16 protein-coding genes are annotated in these 16,626 nt (G+C 38.9%); 9 read left to right on the top strand and 7 right to left on the bottom strand.

Annotation, left to right across the window (positions count from 1 at the left end; all coding sequences use genetic code 11):
- Window positions 1-6 precede the first annotated feature (6 nt).
- Complete coding sequence (gene glgP, locus ACYVEC_RS21445; RefSeq protein WP_098555297.1) at window positions 7-2,415, top strand: glycogen phosphorylase; 2,409 nt, start codon at window positions 7-9, stop codon at window positions 2,413-2,415.
- Window positions 2,416-2,473: 58 nt separating this feature from the next.
- Window positions 2,474-3,037 (top strand): GNAT family N-acetyltransferase, encoded by a 564-nt coding sequence (locus ACYVEC_RS21440; protein WP_460508234.1) that lies wholly within the window; start codon window positions 2,474-2,476, stop codon window positions 3,035-3,037.
- Window positions 3,038-3,066: 29 nt separating this feature from the next.
- Here ACYVEC_RS21440 and ACYVEC_RS21435 read toward each other — a convergent pair whose 3' ends face one another.
- The 5 genes from ACYVEC_RS21435 to ACYVEC_RS21415 all read right to left on the bottom strand — a co-directional run bounded on the left by ACYVEC_RS21435 (window position 3,067) and on the right by ACYVEC_RS21415 (window position 6,477).
- Window positions 3,067-3,201: a hypothetical protein gene (locus ACYVEC_RS21435; protein ID WP_000911067.1), complete on the bottom strand. Its 135-nt coding sequence runs from the start codon at window positions 3,199-3,201 to the stop codon at window positions 3,067-3,069.
- A 76-nt stretch (window positions 3,202-3,277) separates the two neighbouring features.
- Window positions 3,278-4,000 carry a lipase family protein gene (locus ACYVEC_RS21430; RefSeq protein ID WP_060632704.1) on the bottom strand — a complete coding sequence of 241 codons (723 nt, stop codon included), beginning with the start codon at window positions 3,998-4,000 and terminating at the stop codon, window positions 3,278-3,280.
- A 209-nt stretch (window positions 4,001-4,209) separates the two neighbouring features.
- Entirely contained in the window at window positions 4,210-4,863 is a 654-nt protein-coding gene (locus tag ACYVEC_RS21425) for a carboxymuconolactone decarboxylase family protein (protein WP_063224365.1), read from the bottom strand.
- Between the two features lie 140 nt (window positions 4,864-5,003).
- Window positions 5,004-5,417 carry an RrF2 family transcriptional regulator gene (locus tag ACYVEC_RS21420; protein ID WP_064774813.1) on the bottom strand — a complete coding sequence of 138 codons (414 nt, stop codon included), beginning with the start codon at window positions 5,415-5,417 and terminating at the stop codon, window positions 5,004-5,006.
- 277 nt (window positions 5,418-5,694) lie between these two features.
- Window positions 5,695-6,477 (bottom strand): TIGR00266 family protein, encoded by a 783-nt coding sequence (locus tag ACYVEC_RS21415; RefSeq protein ID WP_063224364.1) that lies wholly within the window; start codon window positions 6,475-6,477, stop codon window positions 5,695-5,697.
- Between the two features lie 326 nt (window positions 6,478-6,803).
- Between ACYVEC_RS21415 and cspD the strand changes: the two genes are divergently transcribed.
- Window positions 6,804-7,004, top strand: a complete 201-nt coding sequence (gene cspD, locus ACYVEC_RS21410) for a cold-shock protein CspD (RefSeq protein ID WP_001193049.1) — start codon at window positions 6,804-6,806, stop codon at window positions 7,002-7,004.
- Window positions 7,005-7,047: 43 nt separating this feature from the next.
- Here the strand turns inward: cspD and ACYVEC_RS21405 are convergent, their stop codons facing one another.
- Together ACYVEC_RS21405 and ACYVEC_RS21400 are read right to left on the bottom strand one after the other, a co-directional pair.
- Complete coding sequence (locus tag ACYVEC_RS21405) at window positions 7,048-7,779, bottom strand: yteA family sporulation protein (RefSeq protein WP_063224363.1); 732 nt, start codon at window positions 7,777-7,779, stop codon at window positions 7,048-7,050.
- A 122-nt stretch (window positions 7,780-7,901) separates the two neighbouring features.
- Entirely contained in the window at window positions 7,902-8,855 is a 954-nt protein-coding gene (locus ACYVEC_RS21400; protein WP_063224362.1) for a 1,4-dihydroxy-2-naphthoate polyprenyltransferase, read from the bottom strand.
- 194 nt (window positions 8,856-9,049) lie between these two features.
- Between ACYVEC_RS21400 and ACYVEC_RS21395 the strand changes: the two genes are divergently transcribed.
- The 6 genes from ACYVEC_RS21395 to menC all read left to right on the top strand — a co-directional run bounded on the left by ACYVEC_RS21395 (window position 9,050) and on the right by menC (window position 16,603).
- Window positions 9,050-10,444 carry an isochorismate synthase gene (locus ACYVEC_RS21395; protein ID WP_460508224.1) on the top strand — a complete coding sequence of 465 codons (1,395 nt, stop codon included), beginning with the start codon at window positions 9,050-9,052 and terminating at the stop codon, window positions 10,442-10,444.
- Entirely contained in the window at window positions 10,441-12,195 is a 1,755-nt protein-coding gene (gene menD, locus ACYVEC_RS21390; RefSeq protein ID WP_460508221.1) for a 2-succinyl-5-enolpyruvyl-6-hydroxy-3-cyclohexene-1-carboxylic-acid synthase, read from the top strand. The genes ACYVEC_RS21395 and menD overlap by 4 nt, the downstream gene beginning before the upstream one ends.
- Window positions 12,192-13,004, top strand: coding sequence for a 2-succinyl-6-hydroxy-2,4-cyclohexadiene-1-carboxylate synthase (gene menH / locus ACYVEC_RS21385; protein WP_098555300.1), 813 nt, complete (start codon window positions 12,192-12,194; stop codon window positions 13,002-13,004). The genes menD and menH overlap by 4 nt, the downstream gene beginning before the upstream one ends.
- Window positions 13,005-13,073: 69 nt before the next feature.
- The gene (gene menB / locus ACYVEC_RS21380; RefSeq protein WP_060632697.1) at window positions 13,074-13,892 is read left to right on the top strand and encodes a 1,4-dihydroxy-2-naphthoyl-CoA synthase; all 819 of its coding nucleotides are present in this window, start codon (window positions 13,074-13,076) and stop codon (window positions 13,890-13,892) included.
- A gap of 158 nt (window positions 13,893-14,050) precedes the next feature.
- On the top strand, window positions 14,051-15,496 hold the full coding sequence (locus tag ACYVEC_RS21375) for an o-succinylbenzoate--CoA ligase (protein WP_063224358.1): 1,446 nt from the start codon (window positions 14,051-14,053) through the stop codon (window positions 15,494-15,496).
- Window positions 15,497-16,603 carry an o-succinylbenzoate synthase gene (gene menC / locus ACYVEC_RS21370; protein ID WP_063224357.1) on the top strand — a complete coding sequence of 369 codons (1,107 nt, stop codon included), beginning with the start codon at window positions 15,497-15,499 and terminating at the stop codon, window positions 16,601-16,603. It begins immediately after the preceding gene.
- Window positions 16,604-16,626 lie beyond the last annotated feature (23 nt).

Below are 16,626 nucleotides of genomic sequence, written 5' to 3'. Positions count from 1 at the left end.
GAAGAAATGTTTACTCATGTTGAAAGTTTCAAATCAGCTTTTCTAGAAAAGTTAGAGACGATGTATGGTAAAAGTTTCAAAGACTCTACAACTCGTGATCAATACAATACGCTTGGGTACATGGTACGTGAGTATATGAATAGTCAATGGATTGCAACGAACGAAAGTTATCGATCTGGAGAGCGAAAGCAAATGTATTACTTATCCATTGAGTTTTTACTTGGGCGTTTGCTTGGAAGTAACATATTAAATTTAGGCATCAGGGATGTATGTGAGCAAGGACTTTCTGAGCTTGGGATTTCTTTGCAACAGTTAGAAGAGGTGGAAGCAGATGCAGGTCTTGGAAATGGTGGACTCGGACGATTAGCAGCCTGTTTCCTTGATTCACTTGCATCTTTAGACTTACCAGGTCATGGCTGCGGAATTCGTTACAAACATGGTTTATTTGATCAAAAAATTGTGGATGGTTATCAAGTTGAGTTTCCAGAACAGTGGCTACTCCATGAAAACGTATGGGAAGTAAGAAGGTATGATCAAGCTGTAGAAGTAAGTTATTTCGGCAATGTTGAACCGCTCTACATTGATGGACGTTTAGAGTTCAGGCATACGAATGCAGAAGTGATTATGGCAGTCCCATATGATGTTCCGGTAGTAGGTTATGAGACGAGTACTGTAAATACACTCAGACTTTGGAATGCTGAACCAGTTCCTTTCCCGCAAAATTGCAAAGATATTTTGAAATATAAGCGTGAAACAGAGGCAGTATCGGAGTTTTTATATCCAGATGATACGCATGATGAGGGGAAAATACTTCGTTTGAAACAACAGTATTTCCTCGTATCAGCAAGTTTGCAAAATATCGTTCGTTTGCATAGAGAAAGATATGGTGACCTTCGTCAATTACATGAGAAAATTGCGATTCATATTAATGATACACATCCAGTTTTGGCGATTCCAGAACTGATGCGTATTTTATTAGATGAAGAAAAATTAGCATGGGAAGAAGCTTGGCATATAACGACACAGACGATTTCTTATACGAATCATACGACGTTATCAGAAGCGCTTGAGAAGTGGCCAATTCACATTTTTAAACCGTTATTACCGAGAATTTATATGATTATTGAAGAGATTAATGAACGTTTCTGTCATGAACTTTGGGAACGTTATCCGTATGAATGGCATCGTATTGAAGAGATGGCGATTATTGCGCATGATCTTGTGAAAATGGCCCATTTAGCAATTGTCGGCAGCCATAGCGTAAACGGTGTAGCAAAAATTCATACGGAAATTTTAAAGCAACGTGAAATGCGATTATTTTATGAGTTTTATCCAGATAAGTTTAATAATAAAACGAATGGAATCGCTCATAGACGCTGGTTAATGAAGGCGAATCCCCAGTTGACGAACCTTATTTCAGAGGCGATTGGAACAGAGTGGAAGAAAGAACCGATTAAGCTTCAAGAGCTACAATTAGTTCAATACGATGCGAGTTTCCAAGAGAAATTTGCAGGGGTAAAACAAGAGCGTAAAGAGATTTTAGCAGAGCGTATTCATCATACAATGGGGATTACAATTGATCCAAATTCTATTTTTGATGTGCAAGTAAAAAGACTGCATGCTTACAAGCGACAATTATTAAATGTTCTTCATATTTTATATTTGTATAACCGTTTGAAAGAGGATGCTAGTTTTACATTTTATCCGCGTACTTTTATCTTTGGAGCGAAAGCATCACCTGGCTATTACTATGCGAAAAAAATTATTAAATTAATTAATGAACTCGCAAGGAAAGTGAATAATGATCCGTACGTAAGTCAATATATGAAAGTTATCTTTCTAGAAAACTACCGAGTGTCTCTAGCGGAAGATATATTCCCAGCGGCGGATGTAAGTGAGCAAATTTCCACTGCGAGTAAAGAAGCTTCAGGAACAGGGAATATGAAATTTATGATGAATGGTGCGATTACACTCGGTACGCTAGACGGAGCTAATATTGAAATAAAAGATCGGGTCGGTGATGATAACTGTTTCATTTTCGGTTTAACGGCCGAAGAGGTTCTTCATTACTATCAAAATGGTGGATATCGTGCAAGTGATTATTATCACCACAATGGGCACATTAAAAAAGTAGTAGATCAGTTAACGAATGGTTTCTTTGCACATTCGGGGGCTGAATTTGAAGCGATTTATGATTCTCTCGTTATTCAAAATGATGAATATTTCGTTCTGCGAGATTTTGGTCCATATGCGGAAAGGCAAGAAGCTGTTGGTAGAGCTTATGAAAACCGAACGAAGTGGCTAGAAATGTCAATTTTAAATATTGCACAATCTGGTCATTTTGCTAGCGATCGAACGATTTTACAGTATAGTAATGAGATTTGGGGTATTGGTAATGCGGTTAAACAGTATTAAGTGAAGGTCCCTTTTGAAGGGACTTTTCTTTATTAAGTTGAAGTGAGGTAAATGATGTATGGGAGATATGTGTGAGGAACTGGATTTAAAAACAGATAGATTAATATTAACGAAGATACAGTATTCGCCTGTAGATGATTTGTTTGAAGTGTATTCGAATCCAGAAGCAGCTATATATGTACCCCGGGAAGTACATAAAATGAAAGAGGAAACGCATAGTTTAATAGAAAATATGCTTGCAACGATACGAGAAGGTAAAGCTCTTATATGGTCTATTATGCTGAAGGATACTCAAAAAGTGATTGGGACATGTCGAATATGGCTCATGCCACATAATAGTGCATCGATTGGAGCTGTAATTAGCCCAGCGTATTGGGGGAAAGGACTTATTGTGGAAGCTTTAGAAGAACTCATTGAAATAGGCTTTCAGGAGCTGAATATAAACCGTATGGAAGGAAGATGTGACGCAGAGAATATAGCTTCTGAACGTGTGATGCAAAAATTGAAAATGGTATATGAAGGCATATTGAGACAAAGTGTAAAAATGGATAATACGTATAGGGATGCTAAAGTGTATTCACTTTTAAAAGAGGAATATAATGGCTTAAAAAACCGAGCTTAATCTTATTAAGCTCGGTTTTCTTTTTTTGCTTAAGAAAGAAATGGGATGGCGGTATATATGATACCTGTTCCATCATATTCTCCTGTCGCAAAGTATGAAAATGTAAAGAAACCTGTAAACGAAAAAATTACAATGAGAAAAAGTGCAAAGATAAATTTTAGCATGTAAGGTCCCCTCATCCGAAAGTAAATTCATATATTATTATAGTATAAGGATATTTAATTTCCAATTGTTTACTGGTTAAAAATGAGAAGTCAGACATGTTTTGTATGTTGTAATGGAATGATTATTTGTAATAGACTTTGTGTTTTTTGTAAAAGTCATGTTGTGATGAACGTGTGCATATTCCCAGTCTTGTTCATTAAAATGGACATTGCGCGGAGGGAGAAGAGGAACGACATCAAATAAATTAACAAAGCGAAAGCTACTAGCTACTTGTAGTTTATAATAATTGCGAAATGCAATATCGCCAACTTTTGGAGAGGCAAATGTATACAGACCGTACTGTGCGAAGGCGGTGTTGATACGCGCATCTAGTATATGTAGCGTAGCGAGTGCGCCGCCTAAGCTATGACCAGTTGCAAGAAGTTTCTTATGGGCCGGTAATGATACGAGCATATCCATAATAGAATCTCGGCAAGATTCATAAATAGAAAGAAATCCGTTATGGACATTTCCGCTGTTTAAAGCATATGGATATGGCTTTTGGTTGACGAGTGAATCGATAATCCAGTCTGTATCTGTTTGTGTACCCCGAAAAGCTATAATAATCGTATCCTCAGATTCTAGTATGAATCCAAACCAATCCGTCGTTTGAATTGTTTTTCCTTGAAAGCCTTGTACATATTGAAAACCATCTGGTATTTCGAAAATCCCATTTTGTTTATATTGTTCATACGTTAACTCACAACAAGAAGCTAACAATATGGCAGTATCTTTATCAAAAGATAAAGGAGTACGCATTAAGGAAGCCCTCCTTAAGAAAAGGTATAATTCAATATATGCAGTGAGGGACTTGATTCATTCTTTTGAAAAAAGGCTTGAATTTAAAGTTACGTGATGTGGATTATGGGGGAAAAGAACGAGCATATCAATAATTACATTAAAATATATCGACAAAGAATAATAAAAGAAAAAGTATCCGTTTCATGAGGATACTTTTCCAAAGGCTTCTATTTTTGATAGCTTTCAATCATGTTAGCCATATGAGCGTAAGCACCGCCTGCTCGTAAAGCAGCTGCAACTAAAATAGCTTCTGCAATTTCTTCTTTTGTTGCTCCGGCTTTTGCTGCAGATTTTGTATGCACATCGATACAATATGGGCATTCTGTTGTGTGTGCGATAGCGATAGCAATTAATTCTTTTAGTTTTTTGCTTAGAGTTCCTTCTTTCGTTGCAGCCATGTTAAACTCCATAAATGCTGAGAAGCCTTCAGGTGCAAATTGTTTTAGGTTTGCTACTTTTTGTAAATTTGATCGGCGATATAGTACATCGTCGGCACTAGAATCTAAGGCATTTTGCATATGTGTACTATGTGTGATTGCGCCACCAGCTTCAACAGAAGCGACTACAAAGATGGCTTCTGTTAGTTCTTCAAGAGATGCACCAGCACGTTTTGCACTTACTGTATGTGCATCAATACAATATGGACATTCTGTTGCATGTGCTACTGCAACGGCAATGATTTCTTTTTCTTTCTTCGATAAAGCACCTTCAGTCATAACTTGTCTACTAAACTTTTGAAATGCTTGAGCTTGTTCGGGTGCCAGTGTAGATAATTTTGATAAATGACGTAAATTTTCTTTTTGATATAAATTGTTAGACATAATAAACATTCCTTTCGTATGTAGCTATAATTTTTGGTAAGGAGCTTTGAATAAGTGAAATGTAATTTAAAAAGTTACATTTATAACATACTTTCATTTCGGTATAGTTTGTAAAAGTATTTATACCAAAATGAAACTCTTTATTTAAATAATTTATCTATAACATCTTGTATACTTAGTTGATCTAAAAATAATTTATAATGTTTATCGCCCTCGATGAATATGTCAGTCATTACATCGCCTATTCCCGAAGAAATTGTACAGTCTTTATCTATATCACCAGATCTCCAATTAGAAGATAAAGAATTAGTTGAAGTTAGTTCATAAATGTCTCCAAGCGTAACATCTTTAGGATTGTGCTTGAAAATATAACCACCGTTAATTCCTTCTTTTGTAGAAATTAAACCATTCTTTTTTAACATTCGCATGACTTTGCGAATTCTTGCTGCATTGGCACAAATGTTATCAGCTAATTGTTCACTATTCGCCATATTTCCAGGTACATGATTCAGATAAACTAAACAATGCACAGCAATCATAAATTCACTATTCAAGTTTGTATCACTCCTTATAAACGTAATCTTAAATGTTACAGTTTGGAATTGCAAGAGTTTTGTACTGAGCATTTAAAGACACTATCATTATTTTTGTTTATCCCGCTTCAAAATTCGGCTGGAGCAAAGAGGGTAGGTAGGAGTCGGGTTGATTAAAGTTTCACTTTATTTGAGAAGTTACCATAATAGTGCATGTTATTCGTCGAAAGGAAAAATAAAAAGGGATATAACCTAGTCAAAAAGTTCGGCTAGGTTATATCCCTGCTACTATTATACATTACTCTTTGCCATCTAATAACCGACCAAGTCCACCTAAAACACTACCTTCACCACTGCCTTGAGCAGCTGGGCTTGTCAGGCGTGCTGCTAAGCGGCTAAGTGTTAAGGACTGAATCCAAACTGTTCCAGGGCCTTCTAACGTGGCGAAGAATAAACCTTCGCCGCCAAATAGAGCTGTTTTTACTTTTCCAACGAACTCGACATCGTAGTTAACGTCTTTTGTCATGGCAACGAGACAACCTGTATCAATGCGAAGCTTTTCGCCAGGTTTTAATTCACGCTTATATACGGTCCCGCCTGCATGCATAAAAGCAAGTCCATCACCTTCGAGTTTTTGCATGATGAAACCTTCACCGCCGAAGAAACCAGTTCCGATTTTTTTTGTAAACTCGATTCCGATAGAAACGCCTTTTGCCGCACAAAGAAATGCATCTTTTTGGCAAACTACTTTGCCTTGATATTCTGTTAAATCTACAGGGACGATTTTACCCGGATAAGGAGCAGCAAAGGATACGTGGCGCTTGCCGTGACCTGTATTTGTAAATACAGTCATAAACATGCTTTCACCTGTAACGAGACGCTTACCAGCGCCCATTAATTTTCCGAATAAACCTCCAGATGGGCCAGAACCATCACCGAAGATTGTTTCCATTTCGATGTAATCTTCCATCATCATCATTGCACCAGCTTCAGCGATAACGCTTTCTTCTGGATCTAATTCAATTTCAACGAACTGCATATCATCGCCGTATAGCTTATATTCGATTTCATGTGCCTTCATTTCTTTCACCTCGTATGTAATAGATACTTATATTGTACAGAATTTAATAGCGTTAGAATACTTTAGTTTTGTTAATTTTCCAATAAAATATGAATATGGAAATTCAACATTATATTAAAATTATAAAAAAATAATGGAATGAAAGTGTTCTCATTTGACGTTTTTGATATAGCGTGATATAGTGAAGTCACTATTGAGCTACATAATGTGGTACGGAAATAAAGCACGTTGAATTAAAGGCTGTAAGCTTGTTATACATTCATGTCCTTTATATCCACCTTTTCATGTGGATTCATAGTTTCATTTTTATTTAGGAGGTACATGACATGCAAACAGGTAAAGTTAAATGGTTTAACGGCGAAAAAGGTTTCGGTTTCATCGAAGTTGAAGGTGGAGACGATGTATTCGTTCACTTCTCAGCTATCCAAGGTGACGGATTCAAAACTTTAGAAGAAGGTCAAGAAGTTTCTTTCGAAATCGTTGAAGGTAACCGTGGACCACAAGCTGCTAACGTTACAAAAAACTAATTAGCTAGCGATAAAAGCATTCCGATTTTCGGAATGCTTTTTTTTATTCTTTAGAGCTAGATTCATTTGAAGATAATTCGCCTTTAAAAGTACGCTCTTCAAAGTCATCAAGCATTTGTTCATATTCTTCATGCTCTTCCGTAGCGAAAACTTGCGGATTTTTTCCATACATATCTGTACCGATAAAATTCTCAAAATCCTCTACGTAGCCTACATTCTCTTCGCTATTTACGTACATGCCATTATAGTTTTTTGAATCTTGTCTTTCTAAATCAGACGGCGTTTCAGATGTTCCGTAATTGGCAACATCTTGCCATGCATCTTCTGCATCGTATTCAACAGAATGATCTTCATCGTGTTTGTGGAAAGAAGGAGACAATACTTCTTCTTCAACTGGCCGCGTATTCATATTTAATTTGTTCGTTGTGTGCTGTATGCATGTTGTAGCAGTCGGCATTGCTTCTAATCTTTCAAATGGAATTTCTTCGCCAGACACTTCGCAAATGCCATACGTACCCGCTTCTATTTTTTGCAGGGCATGTTTCGTATCTTCCAGCTGTTTATGCCAAAGCTCAATAAGTCCGAAGTCTTTTTCACGTTCATATAGCTCTGTTGCCATATCAGCGGGGTGATTATCGTAGCTAGATAATTCTCCAACGGAATCGCGCTCAGATGCTCGATCTTCATTTTCGTGTGTTTGTATCGTTTGCTCTAGTTCTTGTTTTTGTTTTTCTAAAACGGATTTAAATTGATTTATTTGTTGTGGAGTTAACATAGTCGTCCACCTTCCTACAATTCAGTTTCTTTACATAGTATGAGCGTTGGGAGTAGGAATTATGAAATGAATTTTACCTCTGAAATTGGTATATGAAAAAGGAGCCGCATTAGCAGCTCCTTTTAAAGGAAATATCCAAGCAATAATCCGATTCCCATGAGGAGACCGAAGATTGTATTTGTTTTTGCGGTTGCAATCATCGCAGGTACCATTTCCATTGGGATGCTTTTGCCGATAAAGCCTTTCGTCGCTTTAAATGCTTTCGGTGCACTTAAAAATACGATAAGCATCCATGGTGATACGATGCCCACGATAATTAAAGCAATTGTCCAAATGTAGGAAACGATGAACATAGAAGCAAGTACACCAACGGCTCTTTCACGTCCAACGAGAATTGCTAACGTTTTACGACCGTTTTCTTTATCGCCATCTAAGTCACGAATGTTATTAGCTAGTAAAATGGCACCAATTAAAATGGAGCTTGGAATCGATAGTAAAATGACTTCTGATGTTACAGTTCCAGTTTGAATAAAGAATGAAATCCCAATAATAATGACACCCATAAATAATCCGGCTGTTAACTCTCCAAATGGTGTATAGGCAATTGGAAGTGGGCCACCTGTATAAAGGTAAGCAACGGCCATACAAATAAGACCGATTGCCGCAAGCCACCAGCTAGAATTCATACAAATATAAACACCTAATAGTATTGCGATGCCGAAAAATCCAAATGCTAAGTTAAGTACTGTTTTTGGCTGAATGCCATCGCGAACGATAGCGCCACCGATACCAACTGAACCTTCGTGATCGAGTCCTCTTTTATAATCAAAGTATTCATTAAACATGTTTGTTGCTGCCTGAATGAGAAGACAAGCAAGAAGCATTATAAGGAAAAGAGGGAGATGTATTTGATTTATACCTCCGACCTGCATTGCATAGGCTGTTCCAATGAAAACAGGAACGAAAGCTGCTGTTAATGTATGGGGACGTAGTAAACTCCACCAAATGCGCCAGCCTGTTTGCTTACTTGGCTTTGGCGCCGTAGGAGAGGAATTCGTTTCGACGTTCATTTCCATGTTGAATCCTCCTTTGGTCACATATTGTACACAACTAAGTGTAGAAAAAGCATCATTTAGTGTCAACGTTTATTTTCTAGGAAGAGAAGGTGAATTTCTCAGAAATGCTAAACGTTGACAGGCCTTTCGTTTGAGGTGTATCTTAAAATCAAGCGTAATTATGACTATTTTTCGCCCATAGGGGGGAGACAATTGTGATTCAAACGAAACAAATAGGCTTGCAAGAAGTTCTTGGTGCAGCCATTAAGCGTGCAACTGATGAAAAAATATTGGTTAGCTTCGTAAAACAAATAGACTGGATGGATCCGCTTCTGTTTTATGCAGCAGGAAAAAGGATTGCATTCGAAAATAGATGTTATTTTGCAGACCCAGCTCAGCATGTAATATTTGCTGGAATTGGCTCTGTTTTCACTATAGCAACTTCTTCTCACAAACGCTTTCAAACTGCTCGTGACGAGTGGGATAAAGTAAAAGAGAAAGCATTTGTACAAAGAGAAAGATACGAATTTGGAACAGGTCCTCTTTTGTTTGGTGGATTTTCATTTGACCAAGAAAAAGAGAAAACAGACTTATGGAAAGAATTTGATGATACAACATTTTCACTACCAGCATTTTTATTAACTGTAAAAAATGAAAAAGCATGGTTAACAATGAATACATTCGTTTCAGCAACAGATTGTGCAGAAACTCTTTATAACGAAATTGTTTCTTTAGAAGAGAAAATTTTGGGGGAGAGTAAATGTGCACTAGAAGGGTCGAAATTAACAGTTACTTCTAAAGTAGAAGTGGATCCGAAAGGCTGGATGAAGGCCATTGAGAAAGTACAAGATGAGATGAAGCAGGGGAACGTGCAGAAGGTTGTATTAGCGAGGGAGCTAAAAGTAGAAATGAATCATCATATTGATTCTGCTCTTGTTTTAGAAGCGCTTCGCATTGGGCAACCGGATTGTTACGTATTTTCTTTTGATTATAAAGGAGCATGCTTCTTAGGAGCGACGCCAGAGAGATTAATTCGCAAAGAAGATGAGAAGTTTACTTCGATGTGTCTTGCTGGTTCAACTGGTCATGGTCAATCTATAGAAGAAAGTAAGCGAAATAGTAATGCGCTTCTTCATGATGAAAAGAATTTAGCTGAACACGGTTATGTTGTGAACATGATTAGATCGGTATTAAATGAGCACTGCGAATCCGTTAATATTCCGGAAAGTCCGGGCTTATTAACAACGAAAAACTTAATTCATTTATATACGCCTGTAGAGGCAAAAGGCGATGCGAGTCTTTTAACAATGGTAGAAGAATTACATCCAACACCAGCTCTTGGCGGGACACCTCGTTTGGAAGCGATGAAATTGATTCGTGATGTTGAATTGTTAGACAGAGGATTATATGGTGCACCGATTGGCTGGATAGATGATGAAGGAAATGGTGAATTTGCGGTTGCACTTCGCTGCGGATTATTAAATGGCGAGAAAGCATCCTTATTTGCCGGTTGCGGGATTGTAATTGACTCAGTACCACAACTTGAATATGAAGAAACAAGTTTGAAGTTTAGACCGATGCTTGGTGCTTTGGAGGAATTAATGAAATGAACAATCATATAGAAGCATTATCATATTATTTAGGCGCGTTCGTGGATGAACTGACGCGTCTAAATGTATGTGATGTTGTCATTAGTCCAGGCTCACGGTCAACGCCGATAGCTCTACTAATGGAACAACATGAAGGAATGAACACCTATTTACATGTAGATGAAAGATCAGCAGGATTTTTTGCGCTCGGTATCGCAAAAGCGAAAAAACGTCCTGTTGCATTATTGTGTACATCAGGAACGGCAGCAGCGAACTATTATCCAGCTGTATGTGAAGCTTTTCATTCACGGGTGCCGCTTATCGTCTTAACAGCAGATAGACCGCATGAATTAAGAGATGTTGGTGCACCACAAGCGATGAATCAATTTAATTTATACGGTACGTTTGTGAAGCAATTTACAGAGATGGCACTTCCAGAAGCGAGTGAAGCAATGTATCATTACGCTCGCATGACAACGCAGCGCATGATAGCAAGTGCTTGTTTAGCGCCGCAAGGACCTGTTCATCTTAATTTTCCAGTTCGCGAACCGCTTATCCCGGACTTCTCATTAGAAAGTTTATGGGATAAAGGACGCGGGGAATATACAGGAGTAGTTCAGCAAGGGAACGTGATGATGCCGAGTGAATATGTAGATTCGCTTGTAGGGCGCCTTTCACATATGGAGAAGGGGCTTATTATTTGTGGAGACGATAGTCATTCAGAACTCGCAGCATTTGCGGCAGAATTAGCTGAAAAAACGGGATATCCACTATTAGCGGATCCGCTTTCTAACATTCGTAGCGGACACCACGATAAAACGATGGTAATCGACTGTTACGATACATTTTTACGAAATGAGCTATTAAAGGAAACGTGGAAGCCAGAAGTTATGATTCGCTTTGGTGGTATGCCTGTTTCGAAAGCATTGACGCAGTTCATCAAAAAACAAACGAAAGCCGTTCATATCGTTGTTGACGAATCTGGACAATGGAGAGATCCAGCTCTTGTTGCGACAGAAGTTGTCCAAGCAAGTGATATTGCATTTTGCAGTGCACTAATAGAAAAAATGCCAGTTATGAAAAAGAATGATTGGTTCGGAATGTGGAAACATATAAACGAAAAAACGAAGGAAACGCTTCGTGAAATGGAAACATATGAAACGGCATTTGAAGGGAAAGTCATTACGGATATTGTCCGCGTATTACCAGAAGGGGCAACGTTATTTGCAAGTAATAGTATGCCAATTCGTGATACAGATTCATTCTTCTTCACATCGGAGAAAAATATTCAAGTGATGGCAAACCGCGGTGTAAATGGGATTGATGGAATCATTTCAACAGCTTTAGGAGCGAGCATTATTTGTGAACCGCTCGTATTAGTGATCGGTGATTTATCATTTTATCACGATTTAAACGGATTATTAGCCGCAAAATTACATGAATTAAATATAACAATTGTCGTTGTAAATAATGACGGTGGCGGTATTTTCTCATTCTTACCACAGTACGAGAAAAAGGAACATTTCGAATCGTTATTTGGAACACCGATTGGTCTTGATTATGAACACGTTGTTAAAATGTACGGTGGTTCATTTAGCCGTGTAAATGGTTGGGAGCAATTCCGCGAAGAGGTACAAAAAGGAACAAGGGCGGAAGGTTTACACGCTGTAGAAATTTGTACGAACCGTGATGAAAACTTAACATTGCACCGCAAATTATGGGCGAAAACACAGGACGTAATTACTACATCGTTGCAAGGTGAATCAAAATGAACGTAACGCTGCAAGGTGTATCGTATGAATATGAAGTAGTCGGAAGCGGGGAACCACTTCTACTTCTTCATGGTTTTACGGGAAGCATGGAAACGTGGCGTTCTTTCGTTCCTTCTTGGAGCGAGCAATTTCAAGTCATTTTAGTAGACATTGTTGGGCATGGAAAAACAGAAAGTCCCGAAGATGTGATGCATTATGATATTCGAAATGCGGCATTGCAAATGAAAGAGCTACTAGACTATCTTCATATTGAAAAAGCGCACATACTTGGCTATTCAATGGGCGGTAGACTGGCGATTACGATGGCATGCCTATATCCAGAATATGTACGTTCTCTTTTATTAGAAAATTGTACAGCTGGGCTTGAAAGTGAAGAGGATAGAAAAGAACGTTGTGAAAAAGATGAGCGACTTGCTCATAAAATTGAGCGTGAAGGCATTAAAAGCTTTGTATCAATGTGGGAAAATATTACGCTGTTTGAAACGCAAAAAAGTTTAGCACAAAACGTACAAGAAGCAGTGCGAAAAGAACGACTTGCTAACAATCCAAAAGGACTTGCAAATAGCTTGCGCGGCATGGGAACAGGGGCTCAGCCTTCATGGTGGAATGAGCTGCAAAACTTAAAGATGCCTGTTCTTTTAATGAACGGAGAGTATGATGAAAAGTTCTTTCGTATATTAAAAAACATTGAAAAATGCGTCCCTGACGCGAAATTTGTCAAAATTGATGGTGCTGGCCATGCAATTCATGTGGAACAACCGGAAAAGTTTGATACAATAGTAAAGGGATTTCTAAAAACTATGCAGTGATGCTTTTTTCATCTAAGAAGGAAGACACACTTATAGAGGAGATCAGAAATATACAAGGAGGTAGTTGTAATGGCTATTGAATGGGTAAAAGAAGGCAATTACGAAGATATTATTTATTCAACATACAATGGTATCGCAAAGATTTCGATTAACCGTCCTGAAGTACATAACGCATTCCGTCCAAAAACGGTAATGGAGTTAATCAACGCTTTTGCACATGCTCGTGATGATGCAAATGTTGGCGTTATCATTTTAACAGGTGAAGGTGGACGTGCATTCTGTTCTGGCGGCGACCAAAAAGTTCGCGGTCATGGCGGATATGTAGGTGACGACCAAATCCCACGTCTTAACGTATTAGACTTACAACGTCTAATTCGCGCAATTCCTAAACCAGTTATCGCGATGGTAGCAGGTTATGCAATCGGTGGAGGACACGTACTTCATATCGTATGTGACTTAACAATCGCTGCAGACAACGCTGTATTCGGACAAACAGGTCCTAAAGTAGGAAGCTTTGACGGTGGATACGGAGCTGGTTACTTAGCTCGTATGGTAGGCCACAAGAAAGCTCGCGAAATTTGGTACCTATGCCGTCAATATAACGCACAAGAAGCGCTTGATATGGGCTTAGTAAATACAGTAGTACCATTAGAACAACTTGAAGCAGAAACAGTACAATGGGCACAAGAAATCTTAGCAAACAGCCCAATGGCACTTCGTTTCCTAAAAGCTGCATTCAACGCAGACACAGACGGTCTAGCTGGTATTCAACAATTAGCTGGAGATGCAACGTTATTGTACTACACAACTGACGAAGCAAAAGAAGGTCGCGACGCGTTCAAAGAAAAACGCAGTCCGGACTTCGGTCAATTCCCTCGTTTCCCGTGATTAAACCAAAAGCGGAGCCGACTGTTTAGCCTCGTAGGAAGAAGTGAAGCCAACGAACATTCTAGCCGCTGTAGCTAGATGGGATCAAATGGAAACAAAACAACTAAGAGACTTGATGTCATATCAAGTCTCTTTCTTTCATGAAAGGAGAATGAACAATGGAGACGATGCCAAATTGGTTAATGCAACGTGCATTTTTAACACCAGATCGCACTGCAATTGAAATAGAGGAAGAGAAAGTTACTTTTATGCAGCTACATGAAAAAGTAGTATCTGTTTGTGAACACCTCACGCATGTAGGAGTGAAACGGGGACAAAAGGTGGCTGTTCTGATGAAAAATGGTATGGAGATGGTTTCAGTTATTCACGCCCTATCTTACGTAGGTGCAGTAGCTGTGCTTTTAAATACGCGTCTTTCAAGAGAAGAGCTACTTTGGCAAATGGATGATGCTGAAGTTATTTGTTTAGTGACGGATCAAGATTTTGATGCTAAAGCTGTTCCTGTCTATTCATTTGCTGAAGTGATGAATGGACCGAAGGCGGAAGCCTCTATACAAGAAGAATTCTCTTTAGAAGAAGCGATGACAATTATTTATACGTCAGGGACGACAGGGAAACCGAAAGGCGTTATTTTAACGTACGGCAATCACTGGGCAAGCGCGGTTGGTTCTTCGCTTAATTTAGGGCTTCGTGATGATGATTGCTGGTTAGCTTGTATGCCGATGTTCCACGTTGGCGGTCTTTCCCTTTTAATGAAAAACATTATGTACGGAATGCGCATTTTACTCGTTCCGAAATATGATGCAGATTTTATTCATACTGCACTTCAAACGAGAGGCGTTACGATTATTTCTGTCGTATCAAAAATGTTAACTGATTTATTAGAGAGACTTGGAGAAGGGACATATCCATCTTCTTTACGATGCATGTTACTTGGCGGAGGACCAGCCCCGAAACCGTTATTAGAAACGTGTGTAGATAAAGGAATTCCTGTGTATCAAACGTACGGTATGACAGAAACGTCGTCCCAAATTTGTACGTTATCTGCAGATTACATGTTAACGAAAGTAGGGTCAGCTGGAAAACCACTATTTCAGTGCCAACTTCGTATTGAAAAAGATGGCGTCGTAGTGCCGCCGCGTACGGAAGGCGAAATCGTAGTAAAGGGACCAAACGTAACAGGCGGTTACTTTAACCGTGAAGATGCGACGCGCGAAACAATTCAAAACGGATGGCTTCATACTGGTGACCTCGGTTATTTAGACGAAGAAGGATTTTTATATGTATTAGATCGCCGCAGTGATTTAATTATTTCTGGCGGAGAGAATATATATCCGGCTCAAATTGAAGAGGTGTTGCTCTCTCATCCAGCGGTAGCGGAAGCCGGTGTTGTTGGTATGATTGACGATAAATGGGGACAAGTGCCCGCTGCTTTTGTTGTAAAAAGCGGAGAGGTAACAGAAGAAGAAATTCTTCATTTTTGCGAGGAGAAATTAGCGAAATATAAGGTGCCGAAGAAAGCATGTTTCTTAGAGGAATTACCACGAAACGCTTCGAAAAAATTGTTAAGACGAGAGTTAAGACAATTAGTGGAGGAGATGTAGGTGGAGATAAAAAAAGCGAAACTTTATATAACGGAAATGCCACTTGTAATCCCGTTTGCTGCAAGCTACGGAACGTATGAAACGCGTGAGAGTATCGTCATTGAATTAGAAGATACGGACGGATACATTGGATTTGGTGAAGTCGTTGCTTTTTCTGAACCATGGTACACGGAAGAAACAGTGAAGACAGCGCTGCATGTACTGCGAGACTTTTTATTACCTGATTTATTAAAGGCTGAAATTTCTCATCCGAATGAAATACCGAGTTTGTTTCAGCATATAAAAAGAAACCGAATGGCAAAGGCCGGAATTGAAGGGGCTGTTTGGGATTTATATGCGAAGCGTCAAAAGAAATCGTTAGCGACATTGCTTGGCGGAACTAGGACTGAAATTGAAGTCGGTGTTGTAATTGGGATCAATACGATTCCGGTTATGTTAAAACAAATCGAGAAGTACGCAGAAGAAGGATACGAGCGTTTTAAAGTAAAAATAAAGCCAGAGCATGATTACGAATTATTGAAAGAAATACGTAAAGAGTTTCCGCATATCCCGTTAATGGCTGATGCAAATTCAGCGTATACATTAGCGGATACGGAGAGTCTAAAACGACTAGATGAATTCCAATTAATGATGATTGAACAGCCACTAGCGGATTATGATTTTCTTGATCATGCACAGCTGCAAAAGAAAATTGAAACGCCAATTTGTTTAGACGAAAGCATTCATAGTTTAGAAGACGCGCGCGTTGCGATTACACTTGGCAGCTGCCAAATCGTTAACATTAAACCAGGGCGAGTAGGCGGATTAACAGAATCGGTTCAAATTCATAATTATTGCATGGAACATAACATATCAGTTTGGTGCGGTGGTATGGTAGAGATGGGGATTTCACGAGCGCAAAATGTTGCGCTTGCCTCATTGCCGAACTTTACGATTCCAGGCGATATATCTGCTTCTAGTCGACATTGGGAGAAGGATATTATTTCGCCGACAGTGATGCTTGAGGGCGGAAAAGTGATTGTACCGCAAAGCGTTGATGCTGAGTATGAAGTTGACCGCGGAAGATTGGAAGAAATAACGAAGCAGCGGATTGTTTTTGAGCGATGAATTGAATCTTTAATCAGGATGTC

Source organism: Bacillus sp. MN7755 (assembly GCF_054771475.1).
The sequence above is the reverse complement of the archived record's forward strand: the minus strand, read 5'-3'. Positions and strand labels throughout refer to the sequence as shown.